Origin of the sequence: Paucilactobacillus suebicus DSM 5007 = KCTC 3549 (assembly GCF_001434475.1) — a bacterium.
Taxonomy (GTDB): domain Bacteria; phylum Bacillota; class Bacilli; order Lactobacillales; family Lactobacillaceae; genus Paucilactobacillus; species Paucilactobacillus suebicus.
In genome coordinates this window covers 1-19390 of the sequence record NZ_AZGF01000004.1, presented here as the reverse complement: position 1 = coordinate 19390, position 19390 = coordinate 1, and the positions used below count along the sequence as shown (strand labels likewise).

General features: G+C 40.5%; 19 protein-coding genes. 2 read left to right on the top strand and 17 right to left on the bottom strand.

Annotated features, from left to right (window positions below):
- Both FD16_RS02575 and FD16_RS02570 read right to left on the bottom strand, forming a co-directional pair.
- Positions 1 to 399: a hypothetical protein gene (locus tag FD16_RS02575; protein WP_010621462.1), complete on the bottom strand. Its 399-nt coding sequence runs from the start codon at positions 397 to 399 to the stop codon at positions 1 to 3.
- Between the two features lie 73 nt (positions 400 to 472).
- Positions 473 to 1483, bottom strand: a complete 1011-nt coding sequence (locus tag FD16_RS02570; protein ID WP_010621461.1) for a lipoate--protein ligase — start codon at positions 1481 to 1483, stop codon at positions 473 to 475.
- A 350-nt stretch (positions 1484 to 1833) separates the two neighbouring features.
- Here FD16_RS02570 and FD16_RS02565 point away from each other — a divergent pair, with 350 nt between their 5' ends.
- Positions 1834 to 2280: a universal stress protein gene (locus FD16_RS02565; protein WP_010621460.1), complete on the top strand. Its 447-nt coding sequence runs from the start codon at positions 1834 to 1836 to the stop codon at positions 2278 to 2280.
- Positions 2281 to 2621: 341 nt separating this feature from the next.
- Here the strand turns inward: FD16_RS02565 and purD are convergent, their stop codons facing one another.
- From purD to FD16_RS02490, 15 genes are all read right to left on the bottom strand, one after another.
- Complete coding sequence (purD, locus tag FD16_RS02560; protein WP_010621459.1) at positions 2622 to 3884, bottom strand: phosphoribosylamine--glycine ligase; 1263 nt, start codon at positions 3882 to 3884, stop codon at positions 2622 to 2624.
- Between the two features lie 18 nt (positions 3885 to 3902).
- Entirely contained in the window at positions 3903 to 5441 is a 1539-nt protein-coding gene (gene purH / locus FD16_RS02555; RefSeq protein ID WP_010621458.1) for a bifunctional phosphoribosylaminoimidazolecarboxamide formyltransferase/IMP cyclohydrolase, read from the bottom strand.
- A 38-nt stretch (positions 5442 to 5479) separates the two neighbouring features.
- Positions 5480 to 6064 (bottom strand): phosphoribosylglycinamide formyltransferase, encoded by a 585-nt coding sequence (purN, locus tag FD16_RS02550; protein WP_010621457.1) that lies wholly within the window; start codon positions 6062 to 6064, stop codon positions 5480 to 5482.
- Positions 6057 to 7109: a phosphoribosylformylglycinamidine cyclo-ligase gene (gene purM, locus FD16_RS02545; RefSeq protein ID WP_010621456.1), complete on the bottom strand. Its 1053-nt coding sequence runs from the start codon at positions 7107 to 7109 to the stop codon at positions 6057 to 6059. Before purM ends, purN begins: the two co-directional genes overlap by 8 nt.
- 20 nt (positions 7110 to 7129) lie before the next feature.
- Positions 7130 to 8602, bottom strand: a complete 1473-nt coding sequence (gene purF / locus FD16_RS02540) for an amidophosphoribosyltransferase (protein WP_010621455.1) — start codon at positions 8600 to 8602, stop codon at positions 7130 to 7132.
- Entirely contained in the window at positions 8587 to 10791 is a 2205-nt protein-coding gene (purL, locus tag FD16_RS02535) for a phosphoribosylformylglycinamidine synthase subunit PurL (RefSeq protein WP_010621454.1), read from the bottom strand. Before purL ends, purF begins: the two co-directional genes overlap by 16 nt.
- A gap of 304 nt (positions 10792 to 11095) precedes the next feature.
- A complete protein-coding gene (gene purQ, locus FD16_RS02530) occupies positions 11096 to 11773 on the bottom strand; it encodes a phosphoribosylformylglycinamidine synthase subunit PurQ (protein WP_010621453.1) in 678 nt (225 codons plus the stop codon).
- A 2-nt stretch (positions 11774 to 11775) separates the two neighbouring features.
- The gene (gene purS, locus FD16_RS02525) at positions 11776 to 12039 is read right to left on the bottom strand and encodes a phosphoribosylformylglycinamidine synthase subunit PurS (protein WP_010621452.1); all 264 of its coding nucleotides are present in this window, start codon (positions 12037 to 12039) and stop codon (positions 11776 to 11778) included.
- Positions 12039 to 12761 (bottom strand): phosphoribosylaminoimidazolesuccinocarboxamide synthase, encoded by a 723-nt coding sequence (purC, locus tag FD16_RS02520; RefSeq protein WP_010621451.1) that lies wholly within the window; start codon positions 12759 to 12761, stop codon positions 12039 to 12041. The genes purS and purC overlap by 1 nt, the downstream gene beginning before the upstream one ends.
- Positions 12761 to 13900, bottom strand: coding sequence for a 5-(carboxyamino)imidazole ribonucleotide synthase (gene purK / locus FD16_RS02515; protein ID WP_010621450.1), 1140 nt, complete (start codon positions 13898 to 13900; stop codon positions 12761 to 12763). The genes purC and purK overlap by 1 nt, the downstream gene beginning before the upstream one ends.
- Entirely contained in the window at positions 13884 to 14366 is a 483-nt protein-coding gene (purE, locus tag FD16_RS02510; RefSeq protein WP_010621449.1) for a 5-(carboxyamino)imidazole ribonucleotide mutase, read from the bottom strand. The genes purK and purE overlap by 17 nt, the downstream gene beginning before the upstream one ends.
- Positions 14367 to 14801: 435 nt before the next feature.
- Positions 14802 to 15185 (bottom strand): RidA family protein, encoded by a 384-nt coding sequence (locus FD16_RS02505; protein WP_010621448.1) that lies wholly within the window; start codon positions 15183 to 15185, stop codon positions 14802 to 14804.
- Between the two features lie 93 nt (positions 15186 to 15278).
- The gene (locus tag FD16_RS02500; RefSeq protein ID WP_010621447.1) at positions 15279 to 16223 is read right to left on the bottom strand and encodes a 2-hydroxyacid dehydrogenase; all 945 of its coding nucleotides are present in this window, start codon (positions 16221 to 16223) and stop codon (positions 15279 to 15281) included.
- 81 nt (positions 16224 to 16304) lie between these two features.
- Complete coding sequence (locus FD16_RS02495) at positions 16305 to 17018, bottom strand: DUF4811 domain-containing protein (protein WP_010621446.1); 714 nt, start codon at positions 17016 to 17018, stop codon at positions 16305 to 16307.
- The gene (locus FD16_RS02490) at positions 17015 to 18496 is read right to left on the bottom strand and encodes an MDR family MFS transporter (protein ID WP_010621445.1); all 1482 of its coding nucleotides are present in this window, start codon (positions 18494 to 18496) and stop codon (positions 17015 to 17017) included. Before FD16_RS02490 ends, FD16_RS02495 begins: the two co-directional genes overlap by 4 nt.
- Positions 18497 to 18714: 218 nt before the next feature.
- On the opposite strand from FD16_RS02490, the gene FD16_RS02485 reads away from it, so the two are divergent.
- Positions 18715 to 19302, top strand: a complete 588-nt coding sequence (locus FD16_RS02485; protein ID WP_010621444.1) for a cadmium resistance transporter — start codon at positions 18715 to 18717, stop codon at positions 19300 to 19302.
- Positions 19303 to 19390 lie beyond the last annotated feature (88 nt).

The following is a 19390-nucleotide window of genomic DNA, read 5'->3' as shown; positions in this document are numbered from 1 at the left end:
TTACTTCCTTCTAATTCTGAAGTTAGATTGGCGTGCGCGCATCTTAACGGCGGCGGTCACGCAAATTATATTAATGATTAAGCCTACTAAGCTTAACGCATCAACAATGGTTTTGACAACCATTCCCGTATTAGAATGGTAGTTAACCTCAATAAACGCTCCCAACAACGCCAATGTGAATATTAACATAACAAAGATTGTAACGTACACAGAAATTCTCATATCCAGCGAACTGATAATCGCCATTGCTAAAAATAGAACTAATGCAATGCCTAAATGTTCCCAAACCTCAGCACTCGCCAATGATACATTTGTCTGTACGTACATCATCGCACTGACCACGCAGTAAATTACTAATGATACAGTAGCATATGAAATAACTCGTCTTGCTTCTTTCAAATAAATCGCTCCAATTATTGTAGTGATTTTATTTTACTATTATTTTAACGAAAGGGCTACCAATAACCTGTGATTATGCGAGCAAATCAACTAATTCGTCAGTAGTAATTCCAACAATATACTTTTCAGTATGAGCTTGATCAAGTACCTTCTTCAGTGTTTCACGGTTATATTGAATACCCTTTAGTTGAGCAGCCAACGCTGTCACATCTTCTGGGCCAAAGAAATCACCATAGAACTTAATATCAGTAATTTGCCCATCATCAACCGTTAGTCGTGCATCAACAGTGCCCATGTCAAAATGCTGACGTTTTTGAACAGTAAATGCTGGCGACTTACCGTAAACCCAATTCCAGTTGTTATAATACTGTTCATAAATATCGTCAATCTTAGCCTGTTCTTCCTTGGTGACGACATATTCTTTATCCTTAATTGCATCAAGACTATCAACGTGGAAAAGTTCTTTAAGTAAGATATCGCGGAAGTCTGGAACGGTTAAATCTTGGTATTGATCGGATAGATATGGTTTTAGATTAGTCACACGCGAACGAACTGATTTAATTCCCTTTGATTTAATTTTATCTTCAGGAACATTCAACGCTGAACTAACAACATTTAGATCAACATCTAACATCAATGTACCGTGAGAAAATGTTTTACCATTTCTAGTGTACATGGCGTTACCAGAGAATTTCTTACCATCGACTAAGATATCGTTACGTCCACTGACTTCTGCAGAAGTAGCACCCATTTGGTGTAATGCATCAACGATCGGTTGAGTAAACGATTTAAAATCACCAAATTCTTCGCTACTACTGTCTACCACAAAGCTAAAGCAAAGATTACCGAGATCTTGATAAACAGCTCCGCCACCAGAAAGTCGACGAGTAACACGGATGTTATTTTCCTCAACGTATTTTTGATTGATTTCTTCCATTGTGTTTTGATTACGACCCACAATAATACATGGTTCCTCATAATAGAACAGTAGCAATGGTTCACCAAAATCCTTGTTATTCATTAGGTACTGCTCAGTTGCCAAATTACGGCCAATATTGTGTGATGTCATTGAAACGTAGCGCATAGTCCAAGTCTCCTTACCTAAATGTTTTAATAGACTGTTTGAATAAAAATGTCATTCAAACGGTTTTCAAAAACAGCTTACCACTTACTGGAAACGATTACAATTGTTTCTATATCAACGTTTTCAATAATTTATGGTTAATCTACTTAGTGAAAAATATTCATGATATCAGACGCTTTATGGCGTAATTATCAATCTTTTTAAACGATTTTTGATCATCTATTCACACTAATCATAGACGTATCGCTTAATTTTGTAATTTATCCAACTTTTTAAGGACTTTTACTTACAGAAAACGCAAACAATAGTATAATTAAGGTACCAATCCAAATAGAAAGAAGATCTGCCTTATGTTGCAACAGTACAAGAATGTTTTGGCCCCGGTAGACGGCTCCAAGGCTACCTCTCAAGTAATCGACAAGGCCATCGATATTGCTAAGCAAAACAATACCCACCTAGATATCTTGAATGTGGTTGAAGTGAACCAGTTTTCAGATAGTTACGGAGGTGCCGTTAGCGGTGATGTAATTTACAGTTTGGTTGAAGAAATCGAACAACGCTTGAACGACCTGAAGCAAAAAGCTATCGATGCCGGTTTAACCGATGTCAGCATCCATGTACGTTTTGGTAACCCAAAGACAGTTATCGCCCGCGAATTTCCAGCTGACCATGCAAACGAATTAATCGTGGTTGGAACAACTGGCCTATCGGCGGTTGAACGTTTCATGGTTGGTTCGGTTACAAGTTATGTTAACCGAAACGCTAAGTGTGATGTGTTGATTGTGAAAATTAAGTAGAGCGTTCGTTAACTCGGGTAGCTCGTGTAAAATAACGTCAAAGATCCATTAGGACTCAACTTGTCCTGGTGGATCTTTGACGTTATTTTGTGACGAGCTGAGTTGATGAACGCGTTGTTGTAGTAAAAATTGAGATAATTAAATGGTTCCATAAAAATGAAATAGAAGTCTCACATCTTTTTTGTGTGATAGCATCTTTTTTTCTTAAGGGTAATTACTATATTTTCTGAAACGTGTAAATTAACGCAGAAGCCCATGGCATAACCAAAAAAATCACTAATCGTAAAGTTCAACGATTAATGATTTTTTTGGTTATGCCAACAGCTTCTGACCGCGTTAATTTACACTATACCCTTGTCTCCAATATCCGTCCGATACCGCAATCCGGCCAACTTCTGTGCATCTAGCCAACGATAAACTCGTTGCTGTGCTGCTGGAATATCTTGATCGTGGGTTAGAACACATAATACTCGTCCCCCATTGCTGACCAGCTTCCCCTGGTCATCCAGCTTGACACCCGCATAGTTAACCTTCAAATCGTCTGGCAACTTTGCGATTACCGATAAATCATCCCCGCTTCCCGAGGATAACGGATAGTGTTCTGTACTGACCACAACCCCAAGATAAGTATCCTCAGTCTGCCATTGTGCAGTGACAGGTTGATTATCAATCAAGTCCATCAATAATTGGTAAAAATCACTTTGTAACTGCGGTAGTACCACAGCAGTTTCTGGATCTCCAAACCGAACATTAAATTCAATTACCTTGGGTCCTTGATTGGTATAAATCAATCCAGCATACAAAATACCGCGAAATGGTGTATCGTTGGCGGTCATTTGATTAATAACCGGCTTCAAAATGTTTTTCATACTATTTGTGGCCAAGTCCGCAGGAAATTGTGGCAATGGACTATATGCACCCATTCCACCAGTATTTGGTCCCTTGTCCCCATCATAAGCGGCTTTATGATCCTGTGCCAATGGCATCGGCACAATTTGATCGCCACTGACAAACGCCATGAATGAAAATTCTTGACCACTTAAAAACTCCTCAAAGATGACTTCAGTTGTGTCAAATTCATGCTTCCCCAGCATTTCATGAACGGTCGCTTCGGCCGTGTTGTGATCATTAGCGATCACAACACCCTTGCCCGCAGCTAATCCATTAGCTTTGATAACGATCGGATAATTAACTGTTTTTAGTGCCGTTAGTGCCGATTGTTCATCTGTAAAATCTTGGTAACTTCCCGTTGGAACGTTGGCTTGATTCATAATCTGCTTAGCGAACTTTTTTGAGCCCTCCAACTGAGCTGCTGCCTTATTTGGTCCGAAAACCTTTAAGCCAGCATCTTCAAACACATCCACAATGCCCTGTTGTAAGGGTAATTCTGGCCCAATAATTGTTAAATCAACATTTTCTTGCTCTGCAAAACCCACTAGTGCATCAAAAGCTAATTCATCGATTGCAACGCAATTAACTGAATCCTCAGCCATTCCAGGATTGCCTGGCGCACAATAAACTGTATCTACTTGTTCACTTTTTAAAAGTTGACGGCAAATGGCATGTTCCCGTGCCCCGCTACCAACGACTAATACGGTCGCCATAGTTAATTACTCTCCATTCTAGTGTCTGAAGTGGCGACGGCCTGAAAAGACAAGCGTCACACCCATCTTATCGGCCATTGCAATGGAATCTTTATCTTTGATACTTCCACCTGGTTCAACAATTGCCTTAATGCCATGCTTGGCCGCATATTCAACAGAATCATCCATTGGGAAGAACGCATCAGATGATAAAACAGCATGACCGTATTCAGAAGATTGTTCAGCCTGATTAATAGCAATTTCAACTGAGCCAACTCGGTTCATTTGGCCGGCGCCAATACCAAGTGTTTGGTTGTCAGTTGCAACAACAATTGCATTACTTTTAACGTGTTTAGCAACAATTTGAGCGAATTCCAATGCCTTTAATTCTTGTTCGGTTGGTTGACGTTTTGAAACAACCTTAAACTCATCAGCTGATTCAACCACAGTATCCTGTTCCTGACGAAGTACACCGCCCATAACGGATACTGTTTCAAGTTCTTTAGCGTCTAAGCGTTTGCTAAAATCAACCGTCAATAGTCGTAAATTCTTTTTCTTGGCCAATATTTCATAAGCATCGTCATCAAAGCTTGGCGCAATAATAATTTCAAGAAAAATTTTGTGCATTTTCTCGGCTGTTGCCAAATCCACATTGCGGTTCAATAAAATGATGCCACCAAAAATCGAAGTCGAATCAGCAGCAAAAGCTCGATCCCAGGATTCTTCGATATTGTCACCTAAACCGATACCACATGGATTCATATGCTTGACGGCCACCGCAGTCGGTTGATCAAATTCAGCAATTGTGCGCAACCCAGCATCAGCGTCTTTAATATTATTAAATGATAATTCCTTACCATGCAGTTGTTTTGCTTGTGCAATTGAATAAGGTACTGGAATTTCATCTTGATAAAAAGCGGCTTGCTGATGACTGTTTTCACCATAACGCAGCTCTTGCTTTTTGGTGTATGTCAGAGTAACGCTATCTGGAAATTCATTTTGATCATCACGGCCAAGGTACTGAGCAATCAAAGTGTCATAAGCAGAAGTATGACGGAACACCTTCAATGCTAATTGCCGACGAAATGCCAGATCAGCAGTATCATTACTGATTGCATCCAACACACGATTGTAATCAGCTGGATCAACGACTGGCAAAACACCAGCAAAGTTCTTGGCAGCTGAACGAAGCATACTTGGACCACCAATATCAATTTGTTCAATGGCTTCTGGTTCAGTTACCCCAGCAGTTAAAATAGTTTTCTTAAATGGATATAAATTAACCGCAACTAGATCAATCGGATCAATCTTGTGAGCTTTTAGTGCGGCCATGTGCTCCGGCAAATCACGACGAGCCAGCAAGCCACCGTGTATGACAGGATGGAGTGTCTTGACCCGACCATCGAGCATCTCCGGAAAGCCAGTCACATCTTCAACGGCCGTCACCTTAATTTGAGCCTGCTCAAGCGCTTTTTTTGTGCCACCGGTTGATAAGATTCGGTAACCACGTTTGATTAATCCTGCAGCAAATTCAACGATACCTGTTTTATCAGAAACACTTAATAATGCTGTTTTCATGTTTGTAATTCTCTCCTTATCCATTTAAAATCACTATTTTATGCGTCAATCCAACCTTTTGACTTGAGAACTTTACAAAAGCTTTTGAAATATAATTCATGTTCTACTTCATGAATTCTGGCTTCAAGGTGATCCACAGTTTCATCATCCAGAATCTTGACGGGTTCTTGTGCAATAATTGGACCACTATCAACCCCAGAATCAACGTAGTGAACCGTTACTCCAGTAACTTTAACACCTGCAGCATACGCATCATCAATCCCATGAAGGCCAGGAAATGATGGTAGCAAGGCCGGATGAATATTAATAATCAGCTTGGTATACGCATCAAGCAAAACGTTAGTGACGATTCTCATATAGCCAGCTAACACAAGCATTTGAACTCCATCTTGTTTTAATTGGTCCAAAATTGCCTGCTCGTATACCATTTTGTTTTCAAATTCTTTTACTCGATGAGTCCAAACTGGAATACCACGGTCTAACGCTTTTTGAATCACTGGTGCCTTCGGTTGATCGCAAATCAAATGAGTAATTGTGACCGGCAATTTGTTTTCTTTAATATGACCATATAGCGCCTCAAAATTAGTACCATTGCCAGAGGCAAAGATTGCAATTTTAATCATCTTCTACCCCCACTAGCTGCACAGCTGGTTGATCTTTGGCACGAGAAGTAATGCGACCAATATGATAATAAGGTTCATGTTGATTAATTAATTCAGTGGTAACTGAATCCAAATCATCAGGATGAACAGCTAAGACCATGCCAATTCCCATATTAAACGTCTGATATCTGTCGTTAACACTTAGCTTGCCCAAATCGGTTAATAATTTAAAGATTGGGGCGGTTGGCCAGGTATCAATGTTAATTTCAGCCTGTAATTGATCTCCGAGCATTCGCGGCACGTTTTCAATTAAACCACCACCAGTAATATGGGCAGCACCTGCAATTATTTTTTGATTCAATAATGGTTTCAAAACGTTGGTATAAATTCTTGTTGGTTTTAACAATTCTTCGATTAGTGGATGGCCAATGGATGGAACAATCTCATCGAAATGATAGTCGTTATCGCTAAACAGTAATTTGCGAACTAATGAGAAGCCGTTACTGTGTAGACCGCTGGATGGCAGACCAATCAAATAGTCGCCTTTATGCGCACCTCCAGGGGTCAACAGATCATTCTTTTTGGCCAACCCAATCGCAAATCCGGCCAAATCAAAATGGTGTTCTTGGTAAATACAGGGCATTTCTGCCGTTTCGCCGCCTAAAAGTGTCATTTGATGATTTTGACAAGCATCTAAAACACCCTTCAAGATTTGATTAACTTGATCTTCATCCAGTTCGGACAAGGCCAGATAGTCCAAGAAAAATAACGGCTGTGCTCCTTGGGCTAACAGATCATTAACACACATGGCGACCAAATCTTGTCCAATTGTGCTAACTTGATTTGCCTGAGCGGCAAGTAACACCTTAGTTCCAACTCCATCGCTACCGGCAACCAACACTGGTGCATCAGTTAACTGATCTTCACTTAATTGGTAACAGCCGGCAAAGCCACCAATACCACTCAAAACATGATTGTCTTGCTTACCCATTTGTTGTTTTAATGAATCAACAACTGCTTCGCCAGCCGCAATATTGACCCCGGCTTCTTCATAAGCATTCTTCATTGCTTGGATATCCTCCCCGTCTAGATAACTTGATGTTGTTTAACGGATGCTGATAAAGCATGGTCATCCGCCGTTTTCGGCGTTTCAAACCCATCCTCGTAATCATAAAGCGGGGTTGGATATTTGCCATCGAAATAAGCGACGCATAACCCATCATTTGGTTCATCCTGCTTCAGGCCAATCGATTTAATCAATCCTGGTAAACTGAGAAAATGCAACGAATCGGCACCAATTTTTTCACGCATTTCTTCAACGGTGTTGTTAGCGGCCATTAATTCACGTGTATGTTCAATATCAATTCCATAGAAACATGGGTACTTTAATGGTGGCGAACTAATGAGTAGATGAACCGATTTTGCACCGGCAGCCTTGAGCATTCTAACAATGTAGCGACTAGTAGTACCACGGACAATTGAATCATCCACAAGCGCCACTTTTTTACCTTCAACAACCGCGCGGACAGCAGATAATTTCATCTTAACTCCCTGTTCACGCAACTCTTGAGTGGGTTGAATAAAGGTTCTGGAGCTATATTGATTCTTAATTAAGCCCATTTCATCTGGAATTCCCAATTGTTGAGCAACACCAGAGGCGGCAGACAGTGAAGAGTTGGGCACACCAACTACAATGTCAGCGTCAACTGGGTTTTCTAGTGCCACCTGACGTCCCATTTGTTGACGAGCCAAATGCACATTTACACCGTAAATATTAGAATCTGGGCGTGCAAAATAAATATATTCCATCGAACAAATTGCCAATTGTGTGTCATTCGTATACTTAGAAATATGACAACCGCTGTCGTCAATTTGAACTAATTCACCTGGTTGAACGTCCCGTAAGAACTTAGCCCCAACAACGTCTAACGCGCATGTTTCACTAGCGACAATGTACGAGCCATTTTCTAACTGACCGATAACCAGTGGTCGAAAGCCGTTTGGATCAAGAGCGGCATACATTGCATCTTTTGTCAGAATCAGATACGCAAAGCCACCACGAATTTCACGAAGACTAGCCTTTAAGCGATCCGCAAATTTTGGCTGTTTTTGTCGTTGAATCAAGTGCATTAAGACTTCAGTATCGGAGTTCGATTGAAAAATAGCACCGTCAGATTCCAACTTGCGCCGCATGCTGACTGCATTCGTTAGGTTTCCATTATGTGCCAGTGCAATGTCTTCATCCAGATAGTGGAAAACCAGTGGTTGAATATTTTCAATGCCACGACTACCTGCAGTTCCGTAACGCACATGGCCAATGGCACTGCGGCCAACTAATTCATCTAAATATTCTGGTCGATCAAACACATCGGATAACAAACCTAACCCTTTGTGAGCTAGTAGGCGGCCATTTTCAGATTTGACAACAATCCCGGCACCTTCTTGGCCACGATGTTGAAGGCTGTGCAAGCCAAAATATGTGCGTTGTGCTGCCTGGCTATCATCCCAAACACCAAAAACACCACATTCTTCGTTCAGTCCTTTTAATTCAGCTGGCATGCGAGTGCCTCCCTCCAGGTTTGTTTTGTCTTAGCTAAATCAAGATTTATGTCTTGATCATTCGTTCTGATTAACAACTGTGAACCACCAACTTTACCAATCAATGCTCCATTTTCACCAATCACTTTTTCTGCTGCCGCTTGATTTTCAGGAGCCACAGACACGATAAAGCGTGATTGAGTTTCGGCAAATAAATAGTTTTGCGGCATGTCAACGGCGACATCAATGCCAACATTGCCATTAAAACTACTTTCTGCCAAACCAACCGCCAAACCGCCCTCTGCTAAATCATGGGCACTTTGAAGTAAATGACTATTAATCAAGTTAGTGACTAGGTCTTGTTGCTGTTTTTCGTAGGTAATATCAAAATCAAACAAACGACCGCTAACTTCTTGTTGTTGCATTTTTTGAATTTCCGTTCCGTTGAAATCACCATTTGTCTGGCCCAGCACATAGATTAAATCGCCTTCGTGCTTGAAATCAATGGTGGTGATCAAGTCAGATGATTTGATTAAGCCAACCATCCCCACCATTGGCGTTGGGTAAATTGGTTGCTTATTAAACTCGTTATATAGCGAAACGTTTCCTGAAATAACAGGTGTTTCAAAGATCTCACAAGCTTCTGCCATCCCCTTAGTAGCCTGTTCAAGTTCGTAATAAACTTCTGGATCCTCAGGACTACCGAAGTTCAAACAGTCTGTAATACCTAATGGAATGGCTCCACTAGCAACGATGTTACGTGCTGCCTCACTCATGGCAATCTGGCCACCATCATGTGGTTCAAGGTACAAGTAACGTGGATTAGCATCTGTGGTCATTGCAAGAGCCTTATCAGTTCCTCGTAAACGAATCACCGCAGCATCGCCACCCGGAGCGACAACCGTGTTAGTTTGAACCATTGAGTCATAGCGTTCATAAATTGAATGCTTGCTAGCAATGGTCGGTTGTGACAACATCTGAATTAATGTTTCATTTAAATCATTGATTGTTGGTTCAAATTGACCAGCAGCCTGATCAAGACGAGCTGGACGTCGGCTGGGTTTGTGATAAACCGGTGCTTCATCGACCAGTGCGTGAACTGGAACGTCAGCAACTAATTGATCATGTTGATATAGTTTGTATTGAGTACTGTCAGTCACATGACCAATTTGGACAGCCTCTGATTCATACTTAGCAAATAAATCTTCAACTTCTTGTTCATGACCCTTTTTAATACATAAAAGCATGCGTTCTTGAGATTCAGATAACATTAATTCGTAAGGAATCATGCCAGCTTCACGTTGAGGAACAAGGTCCAAATTAAGTTCCATACCGTATCCAGCTTTAGCACCCATTTCAGCGGATGAAGAAACTAGTCCGGCGGCACCCATATCTTGAATCCCCACCAAAATGTCGGTATGTTCGTGGATTAATTCTAGGCAGGCTTCCATTAGTTGCTTTTCAGCAAATGGATCACCAACTTGAACAGCAGAACGTTGGGATTCTTGCTCATCACTGAATTCTGCCGATGCAAAAATCGCACCTTGAATCCCGTCACGACCAGTTTTAGCACCGACATAATAAATGGGATTGTCATCACCAGCAGCGGCACCCTTTTGTTGATCCGCATTATCTAACAGGCCGACACACATCGCATTCATCACAGTGTTATGTTTAAAAATATCATCAAACGTGGTCTCACCACCAACCGTTGGGATTCCCATGCAGTTACCATAGTCACCAATACCGGCAATTGTTTGGTCAACTAAGTACTTCGTTTGTGTGTCATCTAATTCACCAAAATGAAGGCTATCAAGCATGGCTACAGGACGTGCACCCATTGAAAAAATATCACGCACGATACCACCGACACCTGTAGCAGCGCCTTGATAAGGTTCGACAGCGGTGGGATGGTTGTGACTTTCAGCCTTAAAAACGACTCCCTGACCATCGTCAATATCAATAATCCCGGCACCCTCGCCAGGTCCTTGTAAGATTCGCTTACCGGTAGTTGGAAATTGCTTTAATAGAGGCTTTGAATTCTTGTAAGCACAGTGTTCACTCCAAATAGCAGCAAACAGTCCGGTTTCAGTAAAATTAGGTAAACGTCCCAAAAGTTTTTCAACCTGAGAAAATTCATCGTCGCTCAATCCCCATTGCTGGTAAAGTTTCTGAGCTTTAATATCAACAGGTGATAGTTCGGTCATCATGGTGTATGTTCTCCTTTTTAGAGTGTGAGTCGTCCCGGTTCAATGCGGTCATATAAGGTTAATTATCATTGATTACGGTTTTGGTAATCGGTGATAATTGGCCTTATATGTCGAGCATTGGGGACGACGAACACGTTTTAGAGTGTGAAAAGCACCGGGTTGATGTGTTACAAATAAGATGAATTAACATCGATCGTGTTCTTTGCGATCGGTGTTAATTTAGCTTATTTGTTGTGCATCAGGTGCTTTTCACACGTTTCAGTCAATAAGTATCTATTTAAAAACTCTCTAATACCAAACAAAACTAACCCACAGCCATCTCCACACTCGCCACCAAACTCTCAAACAAAAGCTTTCCATCTGCCCCGCCAAGAATTGATTCACTTGCACGTTCTGGATGTGGCATCATACCAAGCACATTGCCTTGTTTATTAACAATCCCCGCAATATCGGCAGTACTTCCGTTAGGATTATCTTGATAGATAAACACGATTTGGTTGTTTTGCTTTAATTCAGTTAAAGTCTCATCATCGCAATAATAGTTGCCTTCGCCATGAGCAATTGGAAACATAACTGTTTGATCTTTTTCAAATTGATCGGTAAATAATGTTTGGTTATTAACAACGCTGAGTGGTTGCGGCTTACAAATAAAATCTAAGCTCATGTTGTGCCGTAAAGCACCAGGCAACAGTCCGGCTTCAGTGAGAACTTGGAACCCGTTGCAAATTCCGATCACAGGCTTTCCAGTGTCCGCAAAGTGTTTCACGTCTTCCATAATCGGAGAAAAGCGGGCAATTGCGCCGCTTCGTAAGTAATCGCCGTATGAAAATCCACCCGGTACCAAAACTGCTCCTGTGTCCGCCGGCAACTGTTGTTCACGATAGTCAATAAACTCTGGCGTAACTTTCAATACATCCCTGAGAACATAAAACAAATCCCAATCACAGTTGGAACCTGGAAAACGAATAATCGCGTACTTCATGCTTAATCCTCCGCTGTTTGAGTTACAGATTCAATTTCGTAACGGTAAGTCTCCATATTGACGTTTGCTAAGAGCTCATCGCACATTTTTTCAACTTCATCTTCAATAGAACGGCCATCGTCCTTAATATCAATCTCAAAATATTTACCAACCGTTACAGTTTCAACATTTTGATAATCAAGCCGGTGAAGTGCGGTCTTAACGGCCTCGCCTTGTGGATCCAAAATTGATGGTTTGTAAGTAATGTAGACTTTAACGTGATACATTATGCTTCCTCCTGTGAGTTGTTAAGACGATCAAGGACTTCTTGATAAACAGTAACAAGATCACCAGTTTGTTTTCTAAACACGTCTTTATCAAATGATTCACGGGTCTTCAAGTCAACTAACCGGCATGAATCAGGTGAAATTTCGTCAGCCAAGATAATTTCACCATCAGCTGTTTTACCAAACTCAACCTTGAAATCAACTAATTCAAGACCAGCTTTTTCAAAACGTGCCTTCAACAATGTGTTGATCTTTAACGCAAACTCTTGTAACTTTTCGCTTTCACCAGGTTTGATAATTCCTAATGCAATTGCTTGATTAGTGTTAATAAATGGATCATCCAGTTCATCTGACTTATAGAAAAACTCAACGACTGGCTTATCAAATTTTTGTAGGTATGGGGTAGCAAACTTACGTTGGAAACTACCAGATGCGGCGTTACGAACAACGGTTTCAAGTGGAATGATAGTAACTTCCTTGTTGATTTGCTCGTTGTCAGAGATCTTCTTAACGAAATCGGTGTGAATACCATTATCGGCAAGCATAGTGAACAACAAAGTATCGATATTATTATTCAAGACGCCTTTGCCCACGATGTGATCCTTACGCTTACCATTAAACGCAGTGGCTTGATCCATGTATTCAACCCAAACGTAACCTTCTTCATCAGTGTTATATAGGCGTTTAGCCTTACCTTCCTTAATCAACGTTGTCTTTTCCATTATTGTTCTGCCTCCCAGATGCCTTCTGATTTTATTTGTCTTAGTGAATCTTCAATATTGCCTAAGATCGTAATATGTCCCATCTTACGATCATGCCGGCTTTCTGCCTTACCATAATCGTGAAAATGCCATTGGGGTCTACTTGACAATCTTTCTCGCGCCGGTTGTAAATGTTGACCTAGCAAGTTAACCATCACTGCTGGTTCGTTCAAAACCGGTTGAGGAATCTCAAGACCACAAATGCTACGAATGTGAGCTTCGAATTGTGAAACGTTGCATGCCTCAATTGTGTAGTGACCCGAGTTATGCGGTCGTGGTGCCAGTTCATTAACCATCAAACTACCATCTGTCATCATGAAGTATTCAATGCCAAGCACGCCACGTAGATCTAAACCTTCTGCAATTCTCTTCGCCAACTGTTTGGCGTGCTGACTAACATGATCATTAACTCGTGCAGGAATAATGCTCTTGTGTAAAATGTGATTATGGTGAATATTTTCAGAAACCGGAAATACCTGAATTTTGCCACTAGCGCTGCGTGCCACCATTACTGACAGTTCCTTAGCAAAGGTTTGCCGCTTTTCAAGGATACAAACAGCATCACTAACTAATTGCTTTGCGGCTGGAATATCATCAGGTGAATTTAGGTCCTGTTGTCCATGGCCGTCATAACCGCCATCCGCAGTCTTCAATATACTGGGATAGCCAATTCTATCGATCGCTTTGATAAGCTGATCTTCGGTTTCAACCGCTTCATAATCAGTGACCGGAATATCATGATCAAACAAAAAATTCTTCTCATTGATACGGTATCCAGTGATTTCAAGAAGTTTGGTACCCTGTGGTAATGCCGCAAACTTCTTAGCCTCATTCAAACTGTCAACATCAACATTTTCAAACTCATACGTTAAAACATCGCTTCGTTTGGCAAGTTCTAATAATGCTTGATGATTATCATATTCAGCGGTGATTTGAAAATCAGATACTTGAGCCGTCGGGCTGTCCGGCGTTGGATCTAAAACACCAACCTTGTAGCCCATCTCCTTGGCAGATAGTGCCATCATCTGACCCAGTTGACCACCGCCAACAATCCCAATTGTGGCTGGTGGCAACAGTGGTGTCTCAGAATTGTTGCTCACTATCAATCGCCTCCTGGGTTTGTTTTTGTCGAAAGGCTTTCAGCCGTTCGCTAACTTCTGGTTCGGTAATGGCCAGCATTGCTGCAGCCATCAACGCTGCATTTTTGGCTCCTGCCTTGCCAATTGCCATCGTGGCGACTGGAACTCCGCTAGGCATTTGTGCAATTGACAGCAAAGAATCCATTCCATGAAGTGCATGACTTTCAATCGGTATGCCAATCACTGGTAAAACGGTATTCGCAGCTAACATGCCTGGTAAATGTGCTGCGCCACCTGCTCCTGCAATAATAATTCCAAATCCTGCATCTTGAGCACTTTGGCCGAACTCTTGGAGCTGAGTCGGCATTCGATGCGCCGAGATAATATGACGTTCATAAGGTAGTTTCAACTGGTCGAGTAAATCAGTGGTTAACTGCATCGTTGGCCAATCCGAAATTGAACCCATCACAACCGCAATTTTTTTCATGAGATATCCTTTCCTCAATCCATCATTTTTCACTCTCAGTGTACCAACCGAAATATCATTCGTCAATCAATTTTCCAAACATTTTTTTACTTTTTTTAATTATTGTTCGTGTTTTGCTTATGAAAAGGCTTTTTTTAGTTGGTAAAACGGTTTATGTGCGTAAAAATGTGAGACCGGAAAAGTAATTATTTGTGGTTCTGTTATTTTAAAACCGAGGTGGGTATTTTTATGTGACGATGTTTTAGGTTATCATCTTAATAAAATTTAAATATCTATTACTTATTTTGATTAACTAGCCAATTAATCGAGACTAAACGTGTTCCAGAAGCACTGAGGCTCAATAAATAAGGCGACCATGTAAATCAATCGCAAAATTCACGATTAATCTACATGGTCGCCTTATTTATCAGCCTCAGCCCATGCTTTTTCCACACTCTATTTTGTTGCCACATACTCCACTTCAATCAATGCGCCTGCTGGTAACTTAGCTACCTCGACACACGATCTTGCTGGTAGTGTCTCACTGTCTTTAAAGAATGTTTCATATAACCCATTGACTGTACTAAAGTCATTGACATCATTTAAAAAGATGGTCGTTTTTACTACATTGGCTGGAGTTAGTCCCGCTGCATCCAACACTGCTGCAATATTCTTAAATACTTGCTGTGCCTGATCTTCAATTGTTGATCCGGCAAAATCGCCAGTCTCTGGATTCAATCCGACCTGTCCTGATCCATATAATACATCATTAGTTAATACCGCCTGAGAATACGGTCCTAACGCTGCTGGTGCGTTTGGTGTTGCAATCACTTTCTTCATTCAATAATCATCCCTCATATTTATTCTTGCAATCATCTTACTCCTCTAAATTAGCTCAATCAACGTTAAATCTAATTATTATCTAATCATTTTTTAATTTACTGCATATTTTAACTGAACGCCATTAAATAAATCAATCGCATTTTGAGCTACCATTTTAGCAGTCTTGATCTCTGCCTCTATTGTGAAACCGCCAATATGTGGCAATAATACAATTTGATCATGGCCTAACAAGATACTATCTTTTGGCACTGGTTCTTGTGCGGTCGTGTCTAGTCCTGCACCACCCAGTTGTCCATTTTCAATGGCTTCAACCAAATCAGGTTCATTAATTAATGCACCACGAGAAGTATTAACAATGATGGCACTGTCCTTCATCTTGCTAAACAAATCTTTATTAAACATCCCCGTCGTTGATGGCGTTGCTGGCAGATGGAGTGAAACAATATCGGATTTTCTCAATAGGGTTTCTAAATCAACATACTCCCCGTACTTCGGCTGGTGTTGGTGATGTGCAGTCACTAAAATTCTGGAACCAAATCCAGTCAGCATCTTTTCGGCTGCTTTTGCAATATTTCCATAACCAACCAAACCAACAGTACTTGAACTCAGCGTGTGGCTTAACAATTCGAGTGGATACATTTTACCGTCAAACTTATACAATTGTTCTCTTGCTTGTGGAATATGTCTAACTGTTTCCATCATCAAACCAAGCGCAACTTCGGCCACAGAAACCTCATTTGCACCTGGTGTATTTGCAACCAACACATTATGCTCAGTGGCTACTGACAACGGGATTTTATCATACCCAACACCGCGCCGAATAATTAGTTTTAAGTTAGGTAATTGGTCGAACCACTCTGACTTGAAGTAGTTGTCGTCCATTATAATAACTTGTGCATCTCCAGCATTTGTTAAAAACTGTTCTTCTGTATCACCGGTGCCACGCACGACTGTGCATCCATAATCATCAAGCATCTTCATTCCGGCCTTATGTAGTCCTAAACGGCCATATATATAAATCTTTTGCTGCGACATATGCATCCCCCATTATTTCCTTATTATTGATAAGTGTATCATAAAAGATTACCTACAACGCATTGTGAAGGATGCACCTTTTTATTTAATAGCCTGCTTTAACGCCTGTATTTCAAACTGTTGCTGAAGATGACTGGCAAGTTTAGCTTGCTGTGCTGCAGTCATTTGCGGATCTTTCATCATGGCGGCCTTTAACTCAGTTTCAACATACTGTTTTCCTTGTCCAGTCATTTGTGTCTTGAATGCACTACTCTTCATTAATTTTTCAAGCTTAGTTGCCTGGCTAACACTTAACTTTAACCAAGTCCTTGGAATATAGAAAGTATTCACCCGCTTTACAATTTTATGATTCATTCCTGACCACATAAATAAGTCGGCGTAAAAATCGTTTTTATACTCCCATCTAGTTGTGTTAGTCGTCACCGCGGCAGTTTGAGAATTGGTCGTTTTAATTTTATTATAAGTATATTCATCCGCCTTAGTATGCGATGGTGTTTTCTGAGACTGCTTCTTATCGTAAATGTATACATTATTTTTTCCTGATGTCCCCACCGGTTTATATAACAATAAATTGAGCAACTTTGAACCAGATGCAGAATAGATTTGTTGATTAGTTTGCGTCGTTACTTTTTTCATACCGTAATGATCATGATAGTTAGCAACCATCACAACACAGGATCCGATCAACACAATTCCAGTCAGCGAAACGGCTAGAATGCGAGTACCCATTCGATTTGTAAACATGAAAGCCAAGAAAAACAAAATCGCAGCAAGCACTAGAATGATTAATATCATGCCTTTGCGCCTCCTTTAACTTCCTTAGCCTCATCTGAGATCACATTTTCGTTAGGTAACAGGAAGGTACATAACAGGCCTAATATACAAAATCCAACCGCAATCCAAAATGCAGCTTGATAACCGTTCATTGTTGCGTTAATTGCCTTAACCTTGTATTCAAACGGTGTTTGCTTCAACAATCCTTTTGCAGGCATGTTGTTTTTAGTGACATTTGTTAAAACGGATACAAGTAATGCTGTCCCAACGGACGTAGCAACTTGTCGAATTGTGTTGTTAGCCGCTGTTCCGTGTGAAATCATGTTAGTCGCCAAGGCATTCATTCCGTAAGTGGTAATTGGCATGGTAACCATTGAAATACCAAACATTCTGATAGCATACAAGAATACGACATAGATAATTGGCGTATTTCTTGTCAAAAAGACAAACGGCAAAGTGCTAACAGTCAGTAAGAACATGCCACACATTGCTAAACGTCGGGCACCGTACTTGTCAAATAACGTTCCTGTTACTGGACTCATGATCCCAACCATCAAAGCACCTGGCAACATAGTTAGTCCGGAATGGAACGCAGACATGCCATGAACAATTTGAAGGTATAGTGGCACGATCATACCAACACCCACCATTGCCATCATCACAATTGAACTAAGGACAGTTGCGAGTGAAAACTGAAAGGATTTGAAGACTCGCATTTCAACAAATGGAGTATCGATTCTTAGTTGACGAACAACAAACAAGGCAACTAAAACAACACCAATCACAATGGTCCAAATCACTTCCGGATCAGACCATCCTTTATCACCAACGGTCGAAAATCCGTACAACATACTGCCAAAACCAGCAGTTGAAAGAACCAGTGACCAATAATCAAGCTTGGGATTTGACGTTTCAATAACATCTTTCATAAAGAAAAAACTACCAATAATTGCGATTGCCATAATTGGAACAATCATTCCGAACAAATCTCGCCAACTAAAGTTATCAATGACCCAGCCGGAGAGTGAAGGTCCAAGGGCTGGAGCAAGCCCAACGACAATACCAGCCATTCCCATTGCGGTACCACGTCTCTCTGCTGGAAAGATGGTCAGCATAATTGTTTGTAACAGTGGCATTGTTACCCCGACACCAACGGCCTGAATCAAACGACCAGCGAATAAGACAGCAAAACTTGGGGCAATCCAAGCTACAATCGTTCCAATTTCAAATACAACCATGGCAACGATGTACAACCATTTAGTTGGAAACCGATTACTCAAATATGCACTAACTGGTATCATTACTCCGTTAACCATTAAAAATCCTGTAGTCAACCATTGTACCGTTGATGTAGAAATGTTGAATGCATTCATCAACGTTGGAAATGCTGTCGTCAGGATCGTTTGGTTCAACACCGTACAAAACACACCGACCAATAAAACAATAATTAACATAATCCGATTATATGGTTTTCCATGAACATCCACTGCTTTACTCACCAAAAAGACCTCTTTTATAAAATAATATTGCGCTTACATTAGTCTAAAGGATAGTCCTCTAAATAATATTTGTCAAATAGTTTAACAAACGTGTTAATAAATATAGTATTGAATGTATATAATACAGAAAATAAGAATGTCATATCTTGTGATAATTGCTATGGTTTATGATTCCAAAATGTGCGATATTATAAGTAACTATTTATTTTGGAGTGTTTATGTTTAATCAGTTAATTATTGATATCACAGCTTTTATCAGCACCAACTTAGATGACTTATTTGTCCTAACCTTCCTTTTTTCAATCGCAAAAACCAGTAAGGATCGGATCACAATTGCCACTGCCCAATACTGTGGATTAGTTGTTCTGACGTTAGTTGGTACCATCATTGGCAAGCTAATCAACGGAGTGTCACCACATTTAATTGGTCTGATCGGCGTGATTCCAATTATCATGGCAATACATCTACTGTTAAAACGCTTTAGAAAAAGCTCAGACATGGGTGAAGACGTTCCACAACAGAGTGTCATTTCGTTTATATTTGTTATCTCAATTACGATCAGTAATGGTGCTGACAATATCAGTGTCTACGTGCCCCTATTCAGTCAATTTAATATTTTAAGATATTCATTCATGTTAATTATCTTTGCAATAATGACATTTATCTGGGTTCTCATTGGTTATAATTTGGCCCGACTGCCAATTATCAGAAATACACTGGCTAAAACTAACCAGATTGCAATTCCAATCATTTTATTTTTAATTGGTTGTTACATCATTAGCAAAAACGGATTACCATTTTTTTAATAGCCAAAATAATAATGTTTTGTTCATAAAATATCAGGCGCTAAATTTTCATTGTACAAAAAAGGTTCTACAATATTTGGTACTGATA